The following is a 20,912-nucleotide window of genomic DNA, read 5'->3' as shown; positions in this document are numbered from 1 at the left end:
CGAGCTAGCCGTCCGCCTTGATCATGTAGCCGGCACCGCGCACCGTGCGAAGCAATGGCTGGTCGAAATCCTTCTCGATCTTGGATCTAAGACGGGAAATGTGCACGTCGATGACGTTCGTCTGAGGATCGAAATGATAGTCCCAGACATGCTCCAGCAGCATGGTGCGCGTGACCACCTGTCCGGCATGGCGCATGAGGTACTCCAAAAGCCGAAATTCGCGCGGCTGAAGCGTGATATCGCGCCCGCCCCGTCGGACTTCGTGCGACAGGCGATCGAGTTCGAGATCACCGACCCGGTAACTGGTCTCGCTTTCGCGCGTGCCGACCTTGCGGCGTGCAAGAACCTCGACGCGGGCGTGGAGTTCGGAGAATGCGTATGGCTTGGGGAGATAATCGTCGCCGCCTGCACGCAGGCCGGTTACGCGATCATCGACCTGCCCCAGCGCGGACAAGATGAGGACGGGTGTATCATTGCCCAGCCGGCGCAGCTCCGAGACGATCGAGAGGCCATCGCGCTTCGGCAGCATGCGATCGATGACCATGACGTCATATGCATTCTCGCTAGCCATATGAAAGCCCGTGTCGCCATCGGCGGCGTGATCGGCCGCGATGCCCGACTCGCGAAACGCCTTGACCAGATAGGTCGAAGCCTCTCGGTCGTCTTCGATCAGCAGGATTTTCATGAATTCTTTCATAGGCACAAATTCGATGCTTGGACAGGGTTCGGATTTCGGATGGGCTCGCGCCCAATGCGAAACGGCGAGCCGTGGGGAGCGGCTCGCCGTCTCTTAGATCTTCACCCGAGGATCAAGCGTCGCCGGGACGCGTCGCGGGGCAGGGTTGCAAACCCTCGGGCGAAGACGGGCGGACCGGAAACCCACGCTACGGTCCGCCCTCGTTTCAGTCCGCTCAGCCCTGATCGATCGGCAGAGCCACGAAGCGGTTCTGCTCATCGCTGCGCAGCTGGAAAAGCGCTGCACCCCGTCCGTCTTCAGCGGCGGCCGCCACGGCTGCCGTGATGTCCTCCGCGCTCGCCACGTCCCGATCCTGGACGCGAACGATGACATCGCCAACCTGGAATCCGCGCTCGGCTGCAGAGCCATCGGGATCAAGCTCGGCAATGACCACGCCATTGCCATCATCCGACGGGGTAACGGTCATGCCGAACTCGGTGAGTTCGCCACCGCTGGACGGAGCGGGAGCCGGTTCTTCGGTCACGGATGCCTGCTGCTCGTCCGCCGGGAACGTGCCGAGCGTAACTGCAACCGTTTCCGACGCACCGTTGCGCCAAACCGACAGTTCGACTTCCGTGCCCGGCTCGATAGCAGCGATGCGGCGGGCAAGGTCACCTGGGTTCTCCACAGCTTCGCCGTTGACGGCAGTCACGACATCACCGGATTCGATACCGGCGGCGGCTGCCGGGGCATCGGGCTGAGGCGCGGTGACGAGAGCGCCGGACGCTTCATCCAGTCCGAGGGATTCAGCGATATCGTCGCTGACGGGCTGGATCTGTACGCCGATCCAGCCGCGGCTGACGCTACCGCTTTCGATCAGATCCTGAACGACGTCCTGGGCCAAAGTAGCCGGGATCGCGAAGGCAATGCCAACATTGCCGCCGGACGGCGAAAAGATCGCGGTGTTCACGCCGATGACTTCACCGGAGAGATTGAACGTCGGGCCGCCCGAGTTGCCGCGGTTTACGGCAGCGTCGATCTGCAGGAAATCATCATAGGGGCCAGCACCGATTTCACGGCCGCGGGCCGAGATGATGCCGGCGGTCACCGAGCCACCGAGCCCGAACGGGTTGCCCACTGCAACCACCCAGTCGCCGACCCTTGCGCCCTGATCGTCGCCGAATTCCACATAGGTGAATTCCCGCTCATCATCGACTTTCAAGACGGCCAGGTCCGTACGGCTGTCGGTGCCGATCAATTCGGCCGACAGTTCGGTGCCATCGTCGAGGATGATGCTGTAGCTAGAGCCACCTTCTACAACGTGATTGTTGGTGACGAGATAACCGTCATCGGAGATGAAGAAGCCGGATCCCTGCGAAACGGGCAGCGGACCACGAGGGCGGTTCGGCTGGTCGGGGCGATCTGGCTGGCCAAAATTCGGGCCGCCGAATTCATCGAAGAATCGGCGCATCGGATGATCTTCGGGCAGGTTCTCCATGCCGGGAGGTCCGAACTGGAAGCCGAAACTTTCGTTCTGCGCGACCTCTTCGGCCTCGCCCTGGACGCGGACCGACACGACGGCCGGCGAGACGGCTTCAACCACGTCGGCGAAACTTGGTGCAGTGGTCGGGGCTTCGATCCGGACCGGATCGGCCATTGCGTTGATGGTTGCCGGGACGCCGGTGACGAGCATCACACCCGCAACGCCCGCGATGGTGGACGTGGCTAAAAGGCTTTTCAGCCTTGGCTGGAAGGACTTGTTCGATTTCATGGACGTCTAACCCTCGTTCTTGCCAATATCTTTGCTGCCTTGGCAGCGTCGGCATAGAGATAGGGCACGCCACATTACAGCGCTCTGTCTTCGACATGAAATTTTGGTAATGTTGGCGAAGCGCGCCGCCCGTCAGGTGCGGTCCGAGCGATCCTTGAGCAGCTCGGCAATCGCCTTTTCTTCGCCGTCCGTCAGCGTCGGTCCGGCCTGAAGCGGATCGCGGTTACGCAGGAAAGTCGCGATCGCCGCGATGCCCGCTCCCATGACGAGAATAGGCGCGGCCCACAACGCGAGCGTCTGGAATGACAGGCGCGGGCGCAGGAGCACGAATTCGCCGTAGCGGGACACGACGTAGTCGTAGACCTCGGCGTCCGTATCACCGGATACCAAGCGCTCTCGGACCAGCACCCGAAGGTCCCGCGCCAACTCCGCGTCTGAATCGTCGATGGATTGGTTCTGACAAACCATGCACCGAAGTTCCGCGGAAATGGAGCGCGCACGCTGCTCCAAAGCGGGATCGTCGAGGATCTCGTTGGGTTGCACGGCAAAAGCCGGAGACGCGAGCCCGATGACCAAGATCAAGAAGGCCATAATTTTGGCTAGGCCGATCATTCCGCCGGCTCCATGACCGGCCCGGCAGTCTTGCGCTGGCGGTGCGGCTTTGGCGCGCCGACACGCAGGCGCCGATCCGACAGCGACACCAAGCCGCCAAAGGCCATGATGACAGAGCCGAACCAGATCAACGTGACCTGCGGCTTCCACCAGACGCGCACGACGATCGCGGTCGGCGCCTCGGCGCCCTCAGGCGTGACGAAGTCTCCGAGCGAAACATAGAGCTGGCTGAAGCCTTGGGTGAGAATTCCAGCTTCGGTCGTCGGCATCTGACGCGCCGTGTAGAGGCGCTTGGCCGAATCCATCCGTGAGACTTCGGCGCCATCTCGCAACACGGTAAAGTGGCCGACATCCTCGACGTAGTTGGGCCCCTGGTTCGGGTCCATCCCGTCGAAGCGAAGCGTGTACCCACCGGCATCGATCGTCTGGCCCGGAGTCATTTCCGCGACGGCCTCGGTTTCGAATGCAGTCACGGCGACGACGCCGACCACCAGCACCCCAAGACCGAAATGCGCCATTGCGCCGCCGAAGGCAGACCGCGGCAAACCAACCAGGCGGCGCATCGCGACACCCGCCGACACTTTGCCAACGCCGGCCCGCAGCGCGAGATCGGTTACGGCACCGAACATGACGAAGAAGCCGATTGCCAAAGCAAGGGCAGCGAGCACCGGCGCTCCCGTGGTGAAATAGACCACGATGAGACCCGCAAGAAGAGCGAGGCCGGCAGCGACATAGAGCCTTTGGGCAGCACCCAGAAGATCGCCGCGCTTCCAGGCAAGCAATGGGCCGAACGGCACTGCAAGAAGCAGCGGGATCATCAGGGGCCCAAATGTCAGATTGAAGAAGGGCGGACCGACGGAAATCTTCTCACCCGTCACCGTCTCCAACAGGAGCGGATAGAGTGTGCCAATCAGCACCGTTGCCGTCGCGGTGGTAAGAAACAGGTTGTTCAGCACCAACCCGCCTTCACGCGAGATGGGTTGGAACAGCCCGCCGGATTTCAGCGACGTTGCACGGAAGGCGAACAGCCCGAAAGCCCCGCCGATGAATATCACCAGAATGGCGAGAATGAACACGCCGCGGCTCGGATCGGATGCGAAGGTATGGACCGACGTGAGAACGCCCGACCGGACCAAAAAGGTTCCGAGAAGCGACAGGGAGAAGGTGATGATCGCGAGGAGGATCGTCCAGATCTTCAGCGCTTCGCGCTTCTCCATCACGAGTGCGGAGTGCAAAAGCGCCGTTCCCGCAAGCCACGGCATGAAGGACGCGTTCTCGACCGGGTCCCAGAACCACCAGCCGCCCCAGCCCAGTTCGTAATAGGCCCAGTAGGACCCCATGGCGATGCCGCCGGTCAGGAATATCCAGGCCGTCAGCGTCCAGGGCCGCACCCAGCGGGCCCATGCCGCATCGATCCGGCCTTCGATCAGCGCCGCGACGGCGAAGGAGAAGCAGATGGAAAAGCCGACATAGCCCAGGTAGAGCAGCGGCGGATGAATCGCGAGACCGATATCCTGAAGGATCGGGTTGAGATCGCGGCCTTCCATCGGCGTCGGCACGACCCGCGCGAAAGGGTTCGATGTCTGCAGCACGAAGAGCAGGAATGCCGTGGTAATCCATCCCTGAACTGCGAGCACATTGGCGCGCAGGGAATTCGGCAGGTTTCGGCCGAAAAAGGCGACCAGCGCACTGAAGAAGACGAGGATGAGGATCCACAGAAGCATGGAGCCCTCATGGTTCCCCCAGACGCCGGAGATCTTGTAGATCATCGGCTTCAGCGAATGGGAGTTCTCGTAGACGTTCTGGACCGAGAAATCGGAAACCACATAGGCATAGGTCAGCGCGCAGAAGGACAGAAGCACGAGCAGGAACGAGACGATCGCGGAGGTATCCCCGATTGCCATCAAGGACTGATCGCCGCGCCGCGCGCCGACGACCGGCAGCACCGACTGCACGAGGGCCGTGGCAAAGGCGATGATCAGCGCATAATGCCCCAGTTCGACGATCATGCGCGCACCCATCCCTGATCCATGGCAAACCGACTATCGATCAATTGGCCTCCCCCTCGCCCTGCCAGACGCCCTGCTCGCGCAGGCTGTCGGCGACTTCTCGCGGCATGTAGTTCTCATCATGCTTGGCAAGCACCGTATCCGCCACGAACACCGGGCTTCCCGGCTGGAAAGCGCCCTCGGTGATGACGCCCTGACCTTCGCGGAAAAGGTCCGGCAGAATCCCACTGTACTCCACTTCCACCTCGCTGCCGCCATCTTCGATCGCAAAGCGGATGAGCGTACCGGACGAGCGGTTGAGTGAATCATTTGCAACGAGACCACCCAGGCGGATGCGCGTGCCGGGTTCGACGGTGTTCGTCAGCAGGTCGCTCGGCGAATGGAAAAAGACGATCTCGTCGCGCAACGCGACCAGAACCAGCGCTGCGGCAATCGCAACGACGCCCATGCCCCCTGCGATGACCGCCAGGCGTTTCTGCTTGCGCGTCATTGCGCACCCTCCTCTTCCGGCCGGTCGACGCCGACTTGGCGCGCAACGGCAAGCAATGCGCGGCCATCCTCGCTCTCCTCGGGGAACACGGCAAGCCCCCGCGCAAGTGCCTCACCAGCCTGTTCGGGCTGACCGAGGACGCCGTAGGATCGAACGAGGCGGATCCAGCCATCGATGTCCTGCGGGTTTTCCCGAAGGCGACGATCGAGATTGCCGACCATTGTCTGAATCATGACCTGGCGCTCGTCATCACTCATGTCGCGGGCAGCAGCCATGTCTTCTTCGGTTGGTCCGGGCTGAGTGGGGGGCCGCGTGTCAACAGCATCATCAGAGACGGCGCCTGCGTCGTTCTCGGCATCCGGCAACAGCGTCAAAGGCGGCAGACCGGATGGACTGATATCGGCGACCTGGCCGCCCAGTGTCGTGATCTTTTCGTTGACCACAGTCATCCATGGGGCATCAGGCGGAGACTGTTCGGCGAGCCGACGGAATGCTTCCAGCGCACGGTCGTTGCGTCCCTCCTGCTCCAGCGCCAGAGCAAGATAAAATGCCGCCTTCGGCTCGTCCGGCTGCAATTCGCGTGCGGACTGGAATGCCACGACCGCTTCATCGGTCACGACGCCGCTGGCCAGCGCCACCAGAGCTTCACCATAGCCGCTCTGACGCGCCGAGCTAGGACCCAAAAGACGGATGGCGTTCAAATAGGCAGTGCGGGCTTCCTGGAGCTGTCCTGCCCGCAGATAAATCGGGGCCAGGACATCCCAGCCGCGCCCGTCATCGGGATTTTCCTGAAGATGCTGTTCTGCCTGAGCGATCATCGTCGCGATCGGCGAAGCTTCTTCCGGCGTCGGCGCCCGCGAAGCGAGCGGCTGGTCGGGAACGCCGGGCGCGCCGGTGGCGAGATAAACGCTGATCCCCAGAAGAGGCACACCGACGAGTACGCAGAAGCGGGCAGCGGAGACCACGCGACCACCGCCGCGGCGGACCGTTGCAGCCATCTGCGTCTTTTTCGCCCGTAGAAGACGACGACCGATTTCAGCGCGAGCGTGGGTTGCCTCGTCCGTGCCGATCAGGCCGCCTGCCCTATCGCGTTCGACTTCAGCCAATTGATCGGAATAGACCTCGACGTCGTACTCCGCATCGTTGCCGGCGCGCCTGCCGCGCGCAAGGGGCAGCAACAACGCAATCGTCACGAGGGCAGTCAAAACGGCGGCGAGTACCCAGAACATCATGTCAATCGAATATCCGACGGGCTCTCATCTTCCAAGAGCAAAGACAGGCTTACCAAGATCACGGGGCGTTTGGTCGCAAGCCGAAACTGTCTTTCCAGACCGAAAATCAGTCGGATAACCGTTCAATCAGGTCAGAGGCGTCCAAGTGCCTTCCGCCGAGCGACACGCAGTGCCGCGCGCTACGATCGGCTCGCCATTTCCGCGCAACGTGTGCGTATACTGGCGACAATTCTGAGAACCTACCTGATAAGCCTGGGCGGCCGCGACTTCACCGGACAGACCGGAACGCTCATTGGACCAGGCCACGGATTGGCCGACCGGAGAAGCCTCCAGCGCATTGTATTCCGCTTCCAATGCCTTGCGCAGATCACGCTCCGACAGCGTGTCGCCGGCGGCTGGTGCGATGATGCCGCCGTTCAACGCTGTCAGGAACGCGTTTTCAGCCGTCTGGCCGCGCTCGCTGCTGAGCGATGCCGGCAGCATGGCAAGTGTCGAACTACCGGTTTGCGACGATACGCAACCGGCTAGAGCGCCTAGCGCAATGACGACCAGGAACTTCGATGAGTGCTTCAAGGAGTGGAGCATCGCTACAGGTATGATTTTCCGGCGCAGAGGCCATTGTCGGCATCCGAGTTGGGTGCCCGATGCTTATGGCCGCATTGTGGCCGACAAGGCAACAGAACAAATGACGAATTCTCAACCTAAGGCCGCAGTCTCAGACGAGGCGTCGCCTCCTGTATCGCCGGCAGCGTGACTTCCGCGCGCAGCCCGCCAAGCGAGCTTTTCTTCAGTCTGAGCACGCCATGGTACTCACGCGCGATCTCATCGACGATGGAAAGCCCAAGTCCCGTGCCTGGCTTGCTTTCGTCCAGGCGACGACCACGCTTTACCGCCTCGGCCATCTGCTCGGACGTCAGCCCGGGACCGTCATCTTCCACGACCAGTGTCAGCCAGCCATCGCTTGGCCCGTCGTCCGGGCGGGCTGGTGCCACCGCGCCCACCGTCAGGCTGACCTTCACGCGGCTGCGGGCGAATTTCGCAGCGTTGTCGAGGAGGTTTCCGCCGATCTCTTCAAGATCGTGCTGCTCCAGTGCAATCCAAACGCCTTTCGGCTTGACGCTCAACTCGAAAGACAGATTAGGGCTCAAACGACGCATCACCCGTATAAGACGTTCAAACGCAGGCTCTGCCTCGGTCCGGGCGAGAATGGATGCGGACTGCGCAACGATCCGCGCCCGGTCGAGATAGGTCTGCACCTGCCGCTGCATCGTTTCCGCCTGATTGCGGACGAGGTCTCCATGCTCGGAGGTCATGCTCTTCGATTCGTTGAGCAGTACGGCCAGCGGCGTCTTCAGCGAATGGGCAAGGTTGCCCACCTGCATGCGTGCGCGCTCGACAACCCGTCGGTTCGTGTCGATCAGGGCATTCACTTCTCCCGCCAGAGGCGCGATTTCGCAGGGAAATTCATCATTCAGGGATGAGCTTTTGCCAGTTCGGATGCTCTCAAGCGCGCGGCGCACACTGTCCAGTGGCCGCAGCCCGATCAGGATCGCGCCGGCGTTTACGACAAGCGACGCGAGACCGAAGATCACGAGCGCGATCGTCAGTCGGCCGGTGAACTCGGCCACGTCACCGTCGACCGCATCGCGATTGCCGGTCACGCGGAAGCGCGCGACACGACCCTCGTCGTTGAGCTCGACCTCGGTCTCCATGACGACGATATCGTTGCCGAACGGGTCCACGACGTCATAGGCGCGCTCGTAGAGGGCGTTGAAGGAGATTTCATCCGGGCTCGGCCGGTCAAGCGATCGTCCACCGAGAGAGATGGAGGATTTAGGCGGCGAATTCGACCCTTCGATCGGCTCGACAACCCAGTACCATCCCGTTGCCGGCTGCGAGTAGCGCAAGTCTCCGAATTCCGGCTCTCCGCGCAATTCTCCCTCGCCATTGATCCAGACCGAGTTGACGACATTATAGAGATGCGCCCGCAGCAATTCGCGAAAACCGCGTTCGGTCCCCTGGCGATAGAGCGTGTTGATGATGAGCCCGACGGCAATGAGCGCGATCACCGCCCAAAGCGTCGAGACCGTCAACACACGTGCTGTGAGAGAACTAACCCTTTTCGGCCGCGCCGCCGCCATTGCCGGGCTCCTGCATGCGGTAGCCGAGACCGCGGACCGTCTCGATATAGTCTCCGCCGATCTTCTTGCGCAGACGGCCGACAAACACCTCGATCGTGTTGGAATCGCGATCGAAATCCTGGTCGTACATGTGCTCGACAAGTTCGGTGCGCGATACCACCTCGCCCATGTGATGCATCAGATAGGAGAGAAGCCGATATTCGTGCGAGGTCAGCTTGAGCGGCTGGCCGTCGACGCTTGCCTTCGAGGCTTTCGTGTCGAGCAGCACCGGGCCGCACCTGAGTTCGGACGAGGCATGACCGGCAGCCCGGCGAATTAGTGCGCGGATGCGTGCCAGCACCTCTTCGAGATGATAGGGCTTGGCCACGTAATCGTCCGCGCCTGCATCGATACCGGCAACCTTGTCGCTCCAGCGATCGCGGGCCGTGAGGATGAGCACGGGCATCAGTCGCCCGCCCGAGCGCCACCGCTCTAAAACACTGATGCCATCCATTTCCGGCAGTCCGATGTCCAGCACGACCGCGTCGTATGGCTCCGTGTCGCCGAGGAAATGGCCCTCTTCGCCGTCATAGGCCTGATCGACAACGTATCCCGCATCGACCAGGGCATCGCTCAGCTGGCGATTGAGATCGCGATCGTCCTCGACAACCAATATCCGCATGAAGCTGGCCCGCGCCTTGGAAAGATTATGGTTCAGTGCCCGTTGAGGGCGCCTGCGTCAACCAGCTGGCACGGTCCGGGTTTCGCGACGCGGCCTGTCGTCACTGCCATTGCCGGGGATCAGCACAGTCACGCTGCAGGTCCCGTCGGGCCCCGGTGAAACGGACAGCAGGGTCCCGCCAGTCTCGGCCACGACGCGCTGTGCCGCGCCGCCGCAGTCAAGTTGCACCATTTGCATGAGCGGCCGCTTCAATTCGACCTGCCCGGCCGGCATTGCAGTCGCGGCCACAGCCGACAGAAAAAGAGTCGCTAGCATTGCAGTTCCAATTGATGCTGTCCGTTTCATAAGCGCACTTTTACTGGAGACACACTGAACGGCAAATGAATGCCGGCAATCTTCCTTGACCAGGATGCCACCGGTTTCGCCGACGGCATCCTTTGCGCCATTAGAACAGGCGGCTGGTCGCAGCAAACCGGCCATAAATAGCTGCGGCCGCGCCCAATGCACTGACGGCCTGAAGCAGTGCTTCCGTCAGAATAGCCTGGTCGCCTGTTTCGAGCGTCATGCCGAAAAGACTTCCGAGAGAGGCTGCAGCGGCAATGAGGCCGCCCCAGATGCTGCGCGACATATACCAGGGCTTGATGGGATCCATGCTCGTTCTCCTGTCGGGTTGATGAAAGTCAAAGTTCGATCACGGCCTGCGCCGGAAGGCCGAGCGCCATGCGCGTTCCGATCTGGCGCACGGTGATATCGATGGTCGAAAGAGGCGCGCCGAAAATCGCGCTTTGCTCTGCCTCCGAGAAGTGAAACCGGGCCTCGGTCAGTTCGACGATGTGGTGGGTCAGAAATCCGTTTCCGATCTGGAGGCGGTAGCGCTCGCTCTCGGCGTCAAGCGGGATGTCGCTTCCGAGCCAATTGTCGGCATCAATGCGCCCGCGCCGAATCCAGCGGATGTCGATACCTCCCCCGGCATCCCGCAGAACCTCGAGATGTACCGGCGCCAGCGGCGTCAGCGCCCGTAGGCCACCAGCGATCTGCGTATCGAGCTGTCGGGCTTCTCCGTCGGCCGCCGCAACGCGCCAGTTGAAGGGGATACCCATCTCGCTCGGTCGCAGGCGGATCGACGCCAAAGCCTCGTCCAGCACCACCACGCGCGCGCCGATTTCCGAACCCGCCACCATGGCGCCTCGGTGCCACCCTGGCCGCGCAGCAAGCCGCTCAGGCGCCAATGCCCCACCTCGACCTCTTCTGCGTGCGTGAATTGAACGACCTCCCATGCGCCGGAAGTGCTGCGCACCGCCAACGCGTTCGCGCCGTTCAAAACCGCCAGCTCGGTTGCGGAGTCCAGGCTGCCGAAGGCCAGTCTGCAATAGATAGCACCGGAACGGTCGAACCGGCTCGATACGCCGGGCTGCAATGCACTCGCCAACACACCCATGCGAGCAGGACGATCGATGTCAGCCCTATCGCGAAATCCCTCATTTCCCTCAGACAAGGAAAGACGAGCCCGTTTGAAGGGCCTGCTCCACAAAGCCGCCTTGAACCATCCAGCATCATCGACGCCGTCGAGAACAGGGAGGTCGATGAGTTCGATCACCGGCAGCCAGGGCGCGAGCCTCTCTGGGAGTGACGGCGGCCGCGTTCCACCCGTGCCCGGCAATCTCGGCAAGGCCTCGGCGACGCTGCGCGCTTCGATCCGCCGTGCGACGCCATCCTCGACGCGGGTTACTGCCCACCGTATCGAGCCCTGCCCTTCGAGAACCAGCACATCGCCAGGTTCGACCTCCAGCCGTGAAGGCGGCAGCGCGAACGTCGCGCGCTCACTTCCTGCCCAATGATCGCGCAACCACGCCTCCGCCTGTGCCCCAGCCGTCTCCTCGGTCATGACAGCGGGCAGCGAGAGCCGTTGCAGGCGCGTCTCCGTCGTCTCCAGCCTGCGAGATCGCGCGATTGCCGCTGAATAATCGCTGTCCGGATCGATGTGGTCGATGATGCACTGAACGGCGAGCTCGTCTGGTTGCGACCGCACGAACTCGATCGTCGCTGCATCGCCCGGCTCGACCAGCACTTCCGCGGCCAACGGCGTCAAGACACTGTTCGGCCTGGATCGGACGCGGATGACGCCTGCACTTTCATAGGCATCCGCCTGAGCGAGTTCGAGAAGCGGTTCGATCAGAGCGCGTGCCGTCATCGGCTCGCTCTGGACATAGCCGATGAGATCAACGCCCAGATCGTCACACCGGATGGATGAAACGCCGTGGTCGATCCCGATCGCTTCGACGATATCGGCGATGGCCGCGGTCCCTAGCCTGCCGTTCAGCCAGTGGCCCGTGCGCCAGTTCGCACCGTCGGACCAGACAGCGCTGTCGGCCGGGAAAGCGGGATAGGGACGCGCATCCCAAGTCCACCCGAAGATGTGGGCCGGATCGACCATACCGGCCGGCAAATCACGGCTTGCCCAGTGATCGAGATGCGCCTCCATGAAGCGCCTTTGAATGAGATCGGAACGCGCGCCGGTCGAGAAATACGGGATTTGCCCTTCCGACGACTTCGGATCGGGAAAGACGTTCGGCTGGTTGGCTGCCTTGTCTACAGCGGGACACCCCAGTTCGGTGAACCAGATGGGCTTGGCGCCCGGCTGCCACACGGTCGGCACAGTGACCTCCACGCCGCCGCGCCGTTCGAAATGAGGATTGCTCCACCAACCTTCCAGATCCTTGGTCCGGAACACCCAAGGCTTGCCATGGGCTCCATCGGTGATGGGGGTGCGACGTTTCTCGGCGCGGTCGCTGGACGTGGCATAGTACCAGTCGAACCCCTCGCCGCCTTCAATCTGTGCCCGCATCCCCTCCCGGTCGGTCGGGTTGGTGAAGCCATCGGGATTGCCATTGGCGAAATCGCCGTCCCGCCAATCGGCAAGCGGCATGTAATTGTCGATCCCGATCGCATCGATCGCGTCGCTCATCCAAAGCGGATCGAGATTGAAAAAGACGTCGCCGCTGCCGTCGTCCGGCTGATAGCCAAAATATTCGGTCCAGTCGGCGGCGTAGGTCAGGAGGGTGCCAGCGCCAATGACAGAGCGCACATCGTCGGCGAGGCGGATGAGCTCTTCGACAAACGGGAATGCGTCGTCCCCATCCCGCAAACGTGTCAGGCCGCGCATTTCCGAGCCCAGGATAAACCCGTCGACGCCTCCGGCCTGCGCTGCGAGATGCGCGTAGTGAAGGATAAACCGTCGGTAACCGAAATCGCTGCCGGAATAGGCGATGCCGCCCGAGCCGATCGTAAAGTCAGTCGGCAGCGCAGGTCCGACGAAGGCTCCCACCTGAGCCCGCACCGCCGCCGTGCGATCGGCGCTGCCCGGGCGGCCGGGCGCCGGGTAACTGGTGATGCGACCGCGCCACGGATAGGCCGGCTGCTCGGCTCCACCTTCAGGATCCGACAGTCCGTTTCCAGGCGGCACATCCAGCATCACGAATGGGTAGAGATACACTTTCAGCCCGCGCGCCTTCAGATCGGCTATGGCCGCACAAACGCTCGCATCGCTCGGCGTGCCGCCATAGGCGGGCGAACCGTCCTTCCTCGAAACGAGCAAGGCCGGCTGCCGACCGATACCCGCAACAGACCAGGGCTGGCTCTCGTCCAGCCGCAGAGCCACCTCCACCCTCGGATCGATGCGGCAGGCTCCCGCGCGCAGATCGCTGCCAAACCAGGCGCAGACCAACGCAACGCTTTCGAGATTGGGGCAGAGCGCCTGCAACTCATCGAGCGAGGCGGCCCAATCGCTGCTCGCGTGCGAAGCGTGACGATTGAGGAAACGCCCCTCTCCATCACCCAGGCGCTCCGACACCGGGGCCGGCTGATAGCCGTGCTCCGTTGCACCCGGGATCATGGTGATGGCACGAAGCCCCTGTTCCAACCGACCGATCGGCCGCAGGACCTCGAAGGTCAGAACCGGGATCCGGCTACCGAAACGGTCGAGAGGCAGCCGCTCGAACACGACATAGGCAAGCCCACGATAGGCCGGCGCCTCTCCGGCGCGCTGCTTGGCTTCTATCAGCGGGTCGGGAAGCTGTTCTTCCGTGCCGCGATGAACCCGCATCTCGATGGTGGTCAGATCGAGTTCCTGCCCATCGGCCCAGACGCGCCGCACGCCGGCGATCACGCCTTCGCACAGCCCAATGGCGAAATTGCCGGAATAGCTGTAGGTCTCGACCCGCTGACCGCCCTTAGCGCCTTGCCGCTCCCGCGTCACCGCCTCTTCGAAACGGGTCGCCCAGATGAGTGTCCCGGCAATCCGCGCCGTGCCATACAGTCGGTTGATCCCCGCACCCTCGTCTGCAGATGGAATGCGTCCGCCTTCAAGGCGCGGCCCGCGCCGCGTTTCGCCGCCGATCAGCGCACGGTCGACCGCAGCACCGGCCAAAGCGCCTGCGGCACGGCCAACGATCGCGCCGAATGGACCGAACAGGCTGCCGAATGCCGCACCGGCCGTCTGCAGGAGGATGGTTGCCATCAGTCTTTGACCCCTGGAAAGCGATAGGCTGCAGCGACACGGCGCCGCCACGAAGGGACCAGTGCCGATTGGACGACGCTTGCTTGCTCGTAGGCGTGGATGAAGTGGTCGGGGCCGCTCAATATGCCGAGGTGCTTGGCCGGTTGGTCGGGCTTCCAGCGCAGCACGACTAGGTCGCCCGGCCGCGCCTCGTCCATGTCGAAGCCCACGCCGCAATGTCGTTCAGCCGCTTCCAGCAGCCGCTCGCTTCGACTCGATTCCGCCCAGTCCAAAGCATAAGGCTCAGGCGCCTCAGGTTCACACCCGTACACGGCACGCCAAACCCCGCGAATGAGGCCAAGGCAATCGCAGCCGATGCCCCGGCTCGATCCCTGATGCCTATAAGGCGTTCCCAACCACCGTTTGGCTTCGTCGAGGATGAGCTGGCGGGTGATAATCGGCGCCGTCATGGGACCACCGACGAACCATCGTGAAGCCCTCCTTCACCGGCGTAACCATAGGCGAAGTCAGCCCCCGGCAGGTGCGGAAAGCCTCTGAAATTCAGAGTGTTGGCAAACTTATCTCGGCACGTTTGGAATGTCTTGTCACAGCCTGCGGTGAGCCGGAGTGTGTCGCCTTCCTGCGGCGCGTCACCCATCGACGACCACAGCTCGATCTCCGCGCCGTCGTCGTGCCGGGTGTGACTGAGCACCGCAACCGACAGCCCTGCATTCGCACCGCTCTGCCAGTTGGCGATGCCGTAGCGGAACCAGCCGTCATCAAACTCCGCGATCCCGCCAACCCGCAGCTTGGCTCCATGTTCGACGGCAACCACGGTGGCAAGGCCGATCAGTGCTGGCGTGCCAAGCGCAACACCGCATCGCTGATCGCCGAGATTGGCATCGCATTGGCGGCCATAGACGCGACCCCGGACGGCGTCGAGCTGTTGCGCCATGCTGCGCAGCTCGGCACGAAAGGCCTGTCCGGCACGCGAAACCTCGCCCAGATCGAAAACCTGCATCAGCAGGTGGCCGTCCGCCGGCGCCATCCAGTTTACAGCGAAAAGCTCAACGCGCGCGCCATCGTACCGCCCAGCCTTCAGATCCTGCTCGGTGATGGCGTCTGCGGAGAAGGCGCCCGCGACCTCACTCGTATCGACGGCAAGCCCCAGCCCGCTCTCGACCTCGGTACCGACGAAACCGCTCACGGGCGAAAATGCAGTTCCGGCAAAGGTCAGCGGGACATCATGGTCGGTGAAGCCCAGCACGACTCCATCGGCCCTTGTCAGCCTCCAGGCATTGCACATCGTCGTCGCTTCCTGACGGAGATGCGCAGCCAGCGGCTCGGGTAGAACTCTCATGGCACGATCTCCACCATGGGCACCGAAGGGATCTGGCCGGCCTGGAAAGCGGTCAGGCTGATCTCGAGCCGATCCATGTCGAAGCGAACCGGCACGTCGAACTCGAAGCCCGCCGAAACCGCAGTGCCGGCGGCTGGCTCGAAGCCCGGTGCGAAGACGACGTCACCGCTGCTCGAATCGACTGCATATCGATCGACCGGCACCGTTTCCCCGTCGATCGCCACCAGAACGGAGGAAGTCACCGGCTTGCTGATTGACCGGGAGATGGATGCTGCGTCGTCGCCGTGGTGCTTCACGAGCGAGAACCGTGTGCGTACTCCATCGCCAATGCCGATCTGCTGATCCGTTGCCGCAATGGCGATGGACGGGGCGCAAGATTTGAAATCGATAGGATCGCGGAACCGGAAGCCGTGCAGCTGTCCGCGCCGCGCCTCGAAGAATGCCAGCAGCGCGTGCAGATCGTCGAGCGTTCGAACGCTGGTCCCCGCATCGTAACGGCGCCGAGCGTTCGCCCAGCGCGCATTGCGCTGCTCGCGGCCGTTGTTCAGCTGCACGATATCGGTTCGCCGCGCCGGGCCTCCGCTCGTCGCGATCGCCAGCCGAAGCGGAAACCGCACGTCGTGGAAATCGGTCATGTCAAAGTCCTCTCGTCCCGCGTCCGACAGCGCGCGCCAGCATGGCGCTCACCTGCGCTTCCGACTTCAGGAAGCTTGCCGCATCGGGCGTGGTCACATTGAAGACGATCGGCGAACCTGCGCCGTGGACCGCACCTGCGGCAACGCCCAACCTGCCGTCGGCACCGCGGGCGAGCGGCAGGATCGCTTCCGCGCCCGCCTCGCCGGCCAGGCCGATTTCGCCACCCATCGGAAAATAACTCGGCGTCGAGACCACGCCGCCCTTGGCGAATGGCACGACGCGCCCGACCACCCCCTCAGCAAAACCGGATACAGCGCCCGAAAGGGCATTCTGCAGCGGCCGCAAGCCGGCATCGAGCGCGATGTCGCTCATCCGCAAAGCCAGTCCGCGCAAGACCTGCTCCAGGTCACGCCCCTCCACGGCGGCGCGGCGCATGGCGCCCGTCAGCGCGCTTCCCAGGCGTTCGGCACGCAGTTCAAGATCGCCCAGCGCGCGCTCGAACGGACGACCGTCCAGTTCGACGCGATAGGCAAGGCCGTCCTCGGTCATGCAAGTTGCTCCCTGTCTGGAAAACTGCGCATCAGATCGTCAAGCGCCATGCGATCCAGCGTCCCAGCAGGCCGCCTGGTCCCCAGGACCATCGCAAGTTCGCGAGGCGTCATGCGCCAAAGCTGTTCGGGCGACAGCCGCAGATGCAGGAGCGAGACGCGCATCACCGCATCCCAGGGAAACGGTGGCGCATCCGCTAGCCGCTCCACTGCATCTGCGGCAATCAAGGGTTTGCGGTGGAGGCGCTCCCGCCACCGAAAGTCGCTTCCAGCAATTGGGCAACCAGTTCGGCGAAGCCGCGCGCACCGCCCTCGATGGTCATCTGCGCCACCTCGTCGTCGGTGAAGAGGTTGCCGCCACCACGCAGCCCCGCTCCGACCACGCGCATGATGTCCCGTGCGGACAGACCACCCGTGGCAAATCGATCGACGAGCTTGGAGAGGTCGTCGGCGCCGAATGCTGCTTCCAGCTCTGCCAAGGCACCGAGCGTCAGGCAAAGCACCCTCCGTTCGCCGTCGATGGATGCGGCGATCTCGCCCCGCCTCGGATTGGCGGTGATCTTGCGCAGCGTCATGCCTCACCCCCGAACACCAGCGCCCCGGCCGATTCCATGGCAATCTCGAAGGTGATCTCGCCGTCATGCCGCCCGGCATATTCCAGTGCCGTGATCTGGAAAGGGCCAGACAGCGTGCCGAAAGCTGGCACCACGATCTGCCAATCCACAATCTGGCCGGCGAAGAAGACCGTGCGCGTCAGCGCGTCGCTTTCCGCATTTCTGAAGAGCCCCGACCCAGACACCGAGGCCCGCTGCACGCCGGCGCCGGCCAGAAGCTCGCGCCACCGGCCGGCGGATTCTGAGTCCGTCGCGTCCACGGTCTGCGCATTGAATGCGAGGCGTTTTGCCCGCAGCCCCGCGACGGTCACGAACTGCCCGCCGCTCTCGATCTTCAGCAGCAGGTCTTTGCCCCTCTGCGCACCCATGGCCATCTCCAAAAATAAAAAGGGCCCCCGCGTGGGAGCCAAAGCCGTATCCTGCCGATCGCTTGACCGGCGTTCGCAATCTGATTCAGGCGCTTTCGGTAAACGCCCGTAAAACCATCGTTCCTCGGTGCAGACGGCTCTTCGCTATGCGCCTCATATCGGTCGAAACGACCCTCAGGCCCACCAGTCGAGCCTCGACGAGCGGGAACGCCGCGTCATGCAGCACCTGCCGCAGCCGCTTCAGGATCGCCTGAACCTCGCGCCTGCCGTTCTCGCCCGAATAGACGGCCAGCGTGACGCGGTGCTCCTCGCTGCAATCATCGTCCGTGCTCAATTCCGTTATCTCGAAATTGTCGAGCACGATGTATGGCAGACGGGCACCCTGGATCTGTCTGTCGAAGATGTCCGCCCCCTTGAGGCTCGACATCAGCTCAGTGTCGTTTCTCAGCGTTGAAACGATTGCCTGCTGCAAGTTGGATGAGGCACTCATGACAGTTCCTCGCACTCGCAGACGAGATAGCGTCCTGACTCATCGGGGTCGGTCACGGTCAGGATAAGGAACACCCGCTCGAACCGGGTGAAGCGCATGCCAATGGCAACATCCGTTCGGTGCCGCAGCGTCACTCGATAGCTTGCCGTCTGCTGCATCTGGGATGCCTGCTCAAGGTGCAAGATGCCCGCCGGTTCGAGCTTCGCCCAAAGGCCGGAAACATGCCGCCACTCCCCGGTCGAGCCGCCCTGGCCATCGTCCTCACCGGCCGGCTCTTCCAGATCAAGCCGCATGCGCAGATGCCCCGGGTCTATCACTGCGCCCGGCCTCATAGTGATCGCCGCGTCCACGGCGCGATCAGCCGGTCGTAGCCGTCCGGCACGAGCGCCGGTTGTTGCCCGATCGAGATACCGGAGCGCAACTCGTACATTGCGGCCACATGGATGAGCATCGCCCGCTTCAGCACGTCCGGCACATCTGCGCCGCTTTCGCCGAATCCGGCCCGAAACTCCACCTCGATGCCGTTGACGATCCGCGCCGGCGCCTTGATCGCCGAAACGATCAGCCGGGCCGGCCGTCGCGTCCGATCGAGCCGAACACTTGCCAGATCCACCTCTTCCGGCAGGCCGTCCGCGTCATAGACCACGACCGCCTCGAGGCGTTTGACCGGATGCCGGCGCAAAAGGATCGCATGGGCCTTCGGCCAGTCGTCCAGGAAAAGCCGAAAGCCCTGGTCCAGCAGAACAAGGCCTGTCACGCTTTCCAGATGCTCACGCGCCACGCGGATCAGGCTTTCGATCAGTCCGTCTTCGAGATTGGTCTCCACGCGCAGATGCGTCTTTGCCTCGGCAAGCGTCAGCGCTTCGCCGACGGCCGGGTCCGTCACGACTATCGTCATGTCCCATGTCCTTTGATATTGGCCCCGTCCCGGTCATTCCGGAACGGGGCATGCCGTCATTGCGGCCGTGCCTAAGCGGAGAACTTGACCAGCTTGATCGCGTCGAAATCCTGCACGCCACCACCGACGCGCTTGGTCGTGTAGAAAAGCACGTAGGGTTTCGCCGAATAGGGATCGCGCAGGATGCGCACGCCCGTGCGGTCGACGATCATGTAGCCGCGCCGGAAATCGCCGAAGGCAATCGGGGTCGCATCCGCCGCGATATCCGGCATGTCTTCGGCTTCGACGACCGGAAAGCCCATCAAGGCAGCGCGCGCCCCGGCCGTTGCCGGCGGCTGCCAGATGTAGTTGCCGTCCGCGTCCTTGATCTTGCGAATGGCCGCCTGCGTCTTCCGATTCATCAAGAAGGAGGCGTTCTGCCGATAGCCGGCTTTCAGTGCATAGATCGTGTCGATCAGCACATCCGAGGGCGCATCGGCATCCAGCGCGCCGGCGCTGCCGGTCGCCACGGTCCCGATCGAGCCCCAGGTCCAGGCGGCCTCCGAAACCGTGTCGTAGTCGAGGATGCCGCGCGGCTTGTTGACGCCGTCGCCGCCAATGAAGGCGGCGCTTTCCTGTTCGGCAAAAGCAATCTCGACTTCCGATGCGATCCACGACTCGATGTCGACGGCGCTATCCTCCAGCAGCGAGGCGGTCGCGGCCGGCATCGCATAGAGCTCCATCGTCGGGAACGACAGTTCGGCCAGCTGCGCCGTATTCGTCTGCGGCCGCGCAGCCGTCTCGCCGACCCAGCCGACAGCCATGCCCGAAACCGCAAAGGGCTTCTTCAGCACTGCACCGGAAACCTGCCTGACGGTTGCGATCGAGCGGATCGGCGACAGCGTGCTCAAACGACGGCCGATTTCGGTGTCGATCTCTTCCGGGACAAGAAAACCACCATCCGGATCGGAGCCATAGGACATGGCCTTGGCCTCGATCATCCGCAGGTCGCTCTCGTCGCCGCGGCGCACATAGCGCTCGAACGCGTCCTTGCGCTCCAGCATCTGCGCGCTCGTCGCTCCACCGATCGCCGGGCGGGCACGCTTCAGCACCAGTTCGTCGATCAGGCGCTGCTGGGCGTCCATCGACTTGGAGATGCGGTCGAGCTTTTCGCGCGTCACCACATCTTCCGCGCCGCGATTTTTCAGTTCGTCCAGTCGTTGCTCGTTCTCATCCTTGAACGCCTCGAACTGGTTCATGAAGGCGCCGAAGGCTGCCCCGACATCATCATCGGCTGCCTTGACTTCCGGTGCGCGCACGCCTGCCTGCTCATCCATGGTATCGTCCTTTTTTCTGCTGCATGATCTCAGTCGCCTGGCGGATGATCGCCGCCAGCGACAATTGCTTCCGGCCGGCCGCCTTCACCGCGGCCACCCGCGCCTCGGGCAACATCGGAAATGTCACCACCGAAATTTCCCAGAGATCGGCCTGAAGGATGCGGCGCACGTCGCGCCTGCGGTCCGCCTCTGCCCTGACGGTCTTGAATCCGATCGAGAGGCCGTCGATCGCACCGGCGCGCATCAATTCATGGATTTCCCGCGCGCGGGCGACACCCATCGCCAATTGGCCCGTCACCTTGAGGCCGCGCCGGTCCTCGGCGATCGACATCCAACGGCCGATGGGAATGTTCGGATCGTGCTGGAACAGCATTTTCACGCCGCCGGATCCGCGTGCCTTCAGCGAAGCCGCAAAGGCGCCGGGCGCGATCGCGTCTCCGCCCATGTCGATGGCATCGAAGACGCTGGCATAGCCGGAGAACCGCCCGGCCTCCGTCACCGTCTCCAGCGAAAGATCGGCATATTTCTTCTGTCTGCAGGCGATGATCGCGTCTGCACTCATGATCGTTCCTCATGTCTTGAATGAAGCCGCTTC

Annotated in this window: 23 protein-coding genes and 1 pseudogene; all 24 read right to left on the bottom strand. The window is 63.2% G+C overall.

Annotated features, from left to right (window positions below; translation table 11 throughout):
- Positions 1–4: 4 nt before the first annotated feature.
- Positions 5–697: a response regulator transcription factor gene (locus GC125_RS08855; RefSeq protein ID WP_151985351.1), complete on the bottom strand. Its 693-nt coding sequence runs from the start codon at positions 695–697 to the stop codon at positions 5–7.
- A gap of 214 nt (positions 698–911) precedes the next feature.
- On the bottom strand, positions 912–2,447 hold the full coding sequence (locus tag GC125_RS08850) for a Do family serine endopeptidase (protein ID WP_151985350.1): 1,536 nt from the start codon (positions 2,445–2,447) through the stop codon (positions 912–914).
- Between the two features lie 132 nt (positions 2,448–2,579).
- A complete protein-coding gene (locus GC125_RS08845) occupies positions 2,580–3,059 on the bottom strand; it encodes a cytochrome c-type biogenesis protein (protein WP_151985349.1) in 480 nt (159 codons plus the stop codon).
- The gene (locus GC125_RS08840; protein WP_151987714.1) at positions 3,056–5,068 is read right to left on the bottom strand and encodes a heme lyase CcmF/NrfE family subunit; all 2,013 of its coding nucleotides are present in this window, start codon (positions 5,066–5,068) and stop codon (positions 3,056–3,058) included. Before GC125_RS08840 ends, GC125_RS08845 begins: the two co-directional genes overlap by 4 nt.
- Positions 5,069–5,108: 40 nt before the next feature.
- On the bottom strand, positions 5,109–5,558 hold the full coding sequence (gene ccmE, locus GC125_RS08835; RefSeq protein WP_151985348.1) for a cytochrome c maturation protein CcmE: 450 nt from the start codon (positions 5,556–5,558) through the stop codon (positions 5,109–5,111).
- On the bottom strand, positions 5,555–6,790 hold the full coding sequence (ccmI, locus tag GC125_RS08830; RefSeq protein ID WP_151985347.1) for a c-type cytochrome biogenesis protein CcmI: 1,236 nt from the start codon (positions 6,788–6,790) through the stop codon (positions 5,555–5,557). The genes ccmE and ccmI overlap by 4 nt, the downstream gene beginning before the upstream one ends.
- Positions 6,791–6,916: 126 nt before the next feature.
- Complete coding sequence (locus GC125_RS08825) at positions 6,917–7,363, bottom strand: RT0821/Lpp0805 family surface protein (protein ID WP_286165432.1); 447 nt, start codon at positions 7,361–7,363, stop codon at positions 6,917–6,919.
- Positions 7,364–7,491: 128 nt separating this feature from the next.
- Positions 7,492–8,931 (bottom strand): ATP-binding protein, encoded by a 1,440-nt coding sequence (locus GC125_RS08820; RefSeq protein ID WP_151985345.1) that lies wholly within the window; start codon positions 8,929–8,931, stop codon positions 7,492–7,494.
- On the bottom strand, positions 8,903–9,592 hold the full coding sequence (locus GC125_RS08815; protein WP_151985344.1) for a response regulator transcription factor: 690 nt from the start codon (positions 9,590–9,592) through the stop codon (positions 8,903–8,905). The genes GC125_RS08820 and GC125_RS08815 overlap by 29 nt, the downstream gene beginning before the upstream one ends.
- Before the next feature lie 57 nt (positions 9,593–9,649).
- Complete coding sequence (locus GC125_RS08810; RefSeq protein ID WP_151985343.1) at positions 9,650–9,907, bottom strand: hypothetical protein; 258 nt, start codon at positions 9,905–9,907, stop codon at positions 9,650–9,652.
- Between the two features lie 130 nt (positions 9,908–10,037).
- Positions 10,038–10,244 (bottom strand): hypothetical protein, encoded by a 207-nt coding sequence (locus GC125_RS08805; RefSeq protein ID WP_151985342.1) that lies wholly within the window; start codon positions 10,242–10,244, stop codon positions 10,038–10,040.
- A 28-nt stretch (positions 10,245–10,272) separates the two neighbouring features.
- A pseudogene (locus tag GC125_RS08800) lies at positions 10,273–14,108 on the bottom strand (baseplate multidomain protein megatron).
- Positions 14,108–14,557 carry an NlpC/P60 family protein gene (locus GC125_RS08795; protein WP_151985341.1) on the bottom strand — a complete coding sequence of 150 codons (450 nt, stop codon included), beginning with the start codon at positions 14,555–14,557 and terminating at the stop codon, positions 14,108–14,110. Before GC125_RS08795 ends, GC125_RS08800 begins: the two are co-directional and overlap by 1 nt.
- Positions 14,554–15,447, bottom strand: coding sequence for a phage/gene transfer agent baseplate hub protein (locus tag GC125_RS08790; protein ID WP_151985340.1), 894 nt, complete (start codon positions 15,445–15,447; stop codon positions 14,554–14,556). The genes GC125_RS08795 and GC125_RS08790 overlap by 4 nt, the downstream gene beginning before the upstream one ends.
- A complete protein-coding gene (locus tag GC125_RS08785) occupies positions 15,444–16,082 on the bottom strand; it encodes a DUF2460 domain-containing protein (RefSeq protein ID WP_151985339.1) in 639 nt (212 codons plus the stop codon). Before GC125_RS08785 ends, GC125_RS08790 begins: the two co-directional genes overlap by 4 nt.
- A gap of 1 nt (position 16,083) precedes the next feature.
- Positions 16,084–16,632, bottom strand: a complete 549-nt coding sequence (locus GC125_RS08780; RefSeq protein WP_151985338.1) for a phage tail tape measure protein — start codon at positions 16,630–16,632, stop codon at positions 16,084–16,086.
- Positions 16,629–16,841 carry a rcc01693 family protein gene (locus GC125_RS08775; RefSeq protein WP_286165614.1) on the bottom strand — a complete coding sequence of 71 codons (213 nt, stop codon included), beginning with the start codon at positions 16,839–16,841 and terminating at the stop codon, positions 16,629–16,631. The genes GC125_RS08780 and GC125_RS08775 overlap by 4 nt, the downstream gene beginning before the upstream one ends.
- A gap of 14 nt (positions 16,842–16,855) precedes the next feature.
- The gene (locus GC125_RS08770; RefSeq protein ID WP_151985336.1) at positions 16,856–17,206 is read right to left on the bottom strand and encodes a gene transfer agent family protein; all 351 of its coding nucleotides are present in this window, start codon (positions 17,204–17,206) and stop codon (positions 16,856–16,858) included.
- The gene (locus tag GC125_RS08765) at positions 17,203–17,613 is read right to left on the bottom strand and encodes a phage major tail protein, TP901-1 family (protein WP_151987712.1); all 411 of its coding nucleotides are present in this window, start codon (positions 17,611–17,613) and stop codon (positions 17,203–17,205) included. Before GC125_RS08765 ends, GC125_RS08770 begins: the two co-directional genes overlap by 4 nt.
- A gap of 85 nt (positions 17,614–17,698) precedes the next feature.
- Positions 17,699–18,103: a DUF3168 domain-containing protein gene (locus GC125_RS08760; RefSeq protein WP_151985335.1), complete on the bottom strand. Its 405-nt coding sequence runs from the start codon at positions 18,101–18,103 to the stop codon at positions 17,699–17,701.
- Positions 18,100–18,435 (bottom strand): phage head closure protein, encoded by a 336-nt coding sequence (locus GC125_RS08755; protein ID WP_502706089.1) that lies wholly within the window; start codon positions 18,433–18,435, stop codon positions 18,100–18,102. Before GC125_RS08755 ends, GC125_RS08760 begins: the two co-directional genes overlap by 4 nt.
- On the bottom strand, positions 18,432–19,001 hold the full coding sequence (locus GC125_RS08750) for a head-tail connector protein (protein WP_151985333.1): 570 nt from the start codon (positions 18,999–19,001) through the stop codon (positions 18,432–18,434). Before GC125_RS08750 ends, GC125_RS08755 begins: the two co-directional genes overlap by 4 nt.
- A 71-nt stretch (positions 19,002–19,072) precedes the next feature.
- Entirely contained in the window at positions 19,073–20,317 is a 1,245-nt protein-coding gene (locus tag GC125_RS08745; protein WP_151985332.1) for a phage major capsid protein, read from the bottom strand.
- The gene (locus GC125_RS08740) at positions 20,310–20,879 is read right to left on the bottom strand and encodes an HK97 family phage prohead protease (RefSeq protein WP_151985331.1); all 570 of its coding nucleotides are present in this window, start codon (positions 20,877–20,879) and stop codon (positions 20,310–20,312) included. Before GC125_RS08740 ends, GC125_RS08745 begins: the two co-directional genes overlap by 8 nt.
- Positions 20,880–20,912 lie beyond the last annotated feature (33 nt).

It is taken from the genome of Rhizobium sp. EC-SD404 (assembly GCF_902498825.1).
Taxonomy (GTDB): domain Bacteria; phylum Pseudomonadota; class Alphaproteobacteria; order Rhizobiales; family Rhizobiaceae; genus Georhizobium.
The sequence above is the reverse complement of the archived record's forward strand: the minus strand, read 5'-3'. Positions and strand labels throughout refer to the sequence as shown.

What these genes read in the sequence shown, in the direction of transcription:
- GC125_RS08855 (WP_151985351.1), bottom strand. Translation starts at nt 697, where the DNA reads ATGAAAGAATTCATGAAAATCCTGCTGATCGAAGACGACCGAGAGGCT.
- GC125_RS08850 (WP_151985350.1), bottom strand. Translation starts at nt 2,447, where the DNA reads ATGAAATCGAACAAGTCCTTCCAGCCAAGGCTGAAAAGCCTTTTAGCC.
- GC125_RS08845 (WP_151985349.1), bottom strand. Translation starts at nt 3,059, where the DNA reads ATGATCGGCCTAGCCAAAATTATGGCCTTCTTGATCTTGGTCATCGGG.
- GC125_RS08840 (WP_151987714.1), bottom strand. Translation starts at nt 5,068, where the DNA reads ATGATCGTCGAACTGGGGCATTATGCGCTGATCATCGCCTTTGCCACG.
- ccmE (WP_151985348.1), bottom strand. Translation starts at nt 5,558, where the DNA reads ATGACGCGCAAGCAGAAACGCCTGGCGGTCATCGCAGGGGGCATGGGC.
- ccmI (WP_151985347.1), bottom strand. Translation starts at nt 6,790, where the DNA reads ATGATGTTCTGGGTACTCGCCGCCGTTTTGACTGCCCTCGTGACGATT.
- GC125_RS08820 (WP_151985345.1), bottom strand. Translation starts at nt 8,931, where the DNA reads ATGGCGGCGGCGCGGCCGAAAAGGGTTAGTTCTCTCACAGCACGTGTG.
- GC125_RS08815 (WP_151985344.1), bottom strand. Translation starts at nt 9,592, where the DNA reads ATGCGGATATTGGTTGTCGAGGACGATCGCGATCTCAATCGCCAGCTG.
- GC125_RS08810 (WP_151985343.1), bottom strand. Translation starts at nt 9,907, where the DNA reads ATGCTAGCGACTCTTTTTCTGTCGGCTGTGGCCGCGACTGCAATGCCG.
- GC125_RS08805 (WP_151985342.1), bottom strand. Translation starts at nt 10,244, where the DNA reads ATGGATCCCATCAAGCCCTGGTATATGTCGCGCAGCATCTGGGGCGGC.
- GC125_RS08795 (WP_151985341.1), bottom strand. Translation starts at nt 14,557, where the DNA reads ATGACGGCGCCGATTATCACCCGCCAGCTCATCCTCGACGAAGCCAAA.
- GC125_RS08790 (WP_151985340.1), bottom strand. Translation starts at nt 15,447, where the DNA reads ATGAGAGTTCTACCCGAGCCGCTGGCTGCGCATCTCCGTCAGGAAGCG.
- GC125_RS08785 (WP_151985339.1), bottom strand. Translation starts at nt 16,082, where the DNA reads ATGACCGATTTCCACGACGTGCGGTTTCCGCTTCGGCTGGCGATCGCG.
- GC125_RS08780 (WP_151985338.1), bottom strand. Translation starts at nt 16,632, where the DNA reads ATGACCGAGGACGGCCTTGCCTATCGCGTCGAACTGGACGGTCGTCCG.
- GC125_RS08770 (WP_151985336.1), bottom strand. Translation starts at nt 17,206, where the DNA reads ATGACGCTGCGCAAGATCACCGCCAATCCGAGGCGGGGCGAGATCGCC.
- GC125_RS08765 (WP_151987712.1), bottom strand. Translation starts at nt 17,613, where the DNA reads ATGGGTGCGCAGAGGGGCAAAGACCTGCTGCTGAAGATCGAGAGCGGC.
- GC125_RS08760 (WP_151985335.1), bottom strand. Translation starts at nt 18,103, where the DNA reads ATGAGTGCCTCATCCAACTTGCAGCAGGCAATCGTTTCAACGCTGAGA.
- GC125_RS08755 (WP_502706089.1), bottom strand. Translation starts at nt 18,435, where the DNA reads ATGAGGCCGGGCGCAGTGATAGACCCGGGGCATCTGCGCATGCGGCTT.
- GC125_RS08750 (WP_151985333.1), bottom strand. Translation starts at nt 19,001, where the DNA reads ATGACGATAGTCGTGACGGACCCGGCCGTCGGCGAAGCGCTGACGCTT.
- GC125_RS08745 (WP_151985332.1), bottom strand. Translation starts at nt 20,317, where the DNA reads ATGGATGAGCAGGCAGGCGTGCGCGCACCGGAAGTCAAGGCAGCCGAT.
- GC125_RS08740 (WP_151985331.1), bottom strand. Translation starts at nt 20,879, where the DNA reads ATGAGTGCAGACGCGATCATCGCCTGCAGACAGAAGAAATATGCCGAT.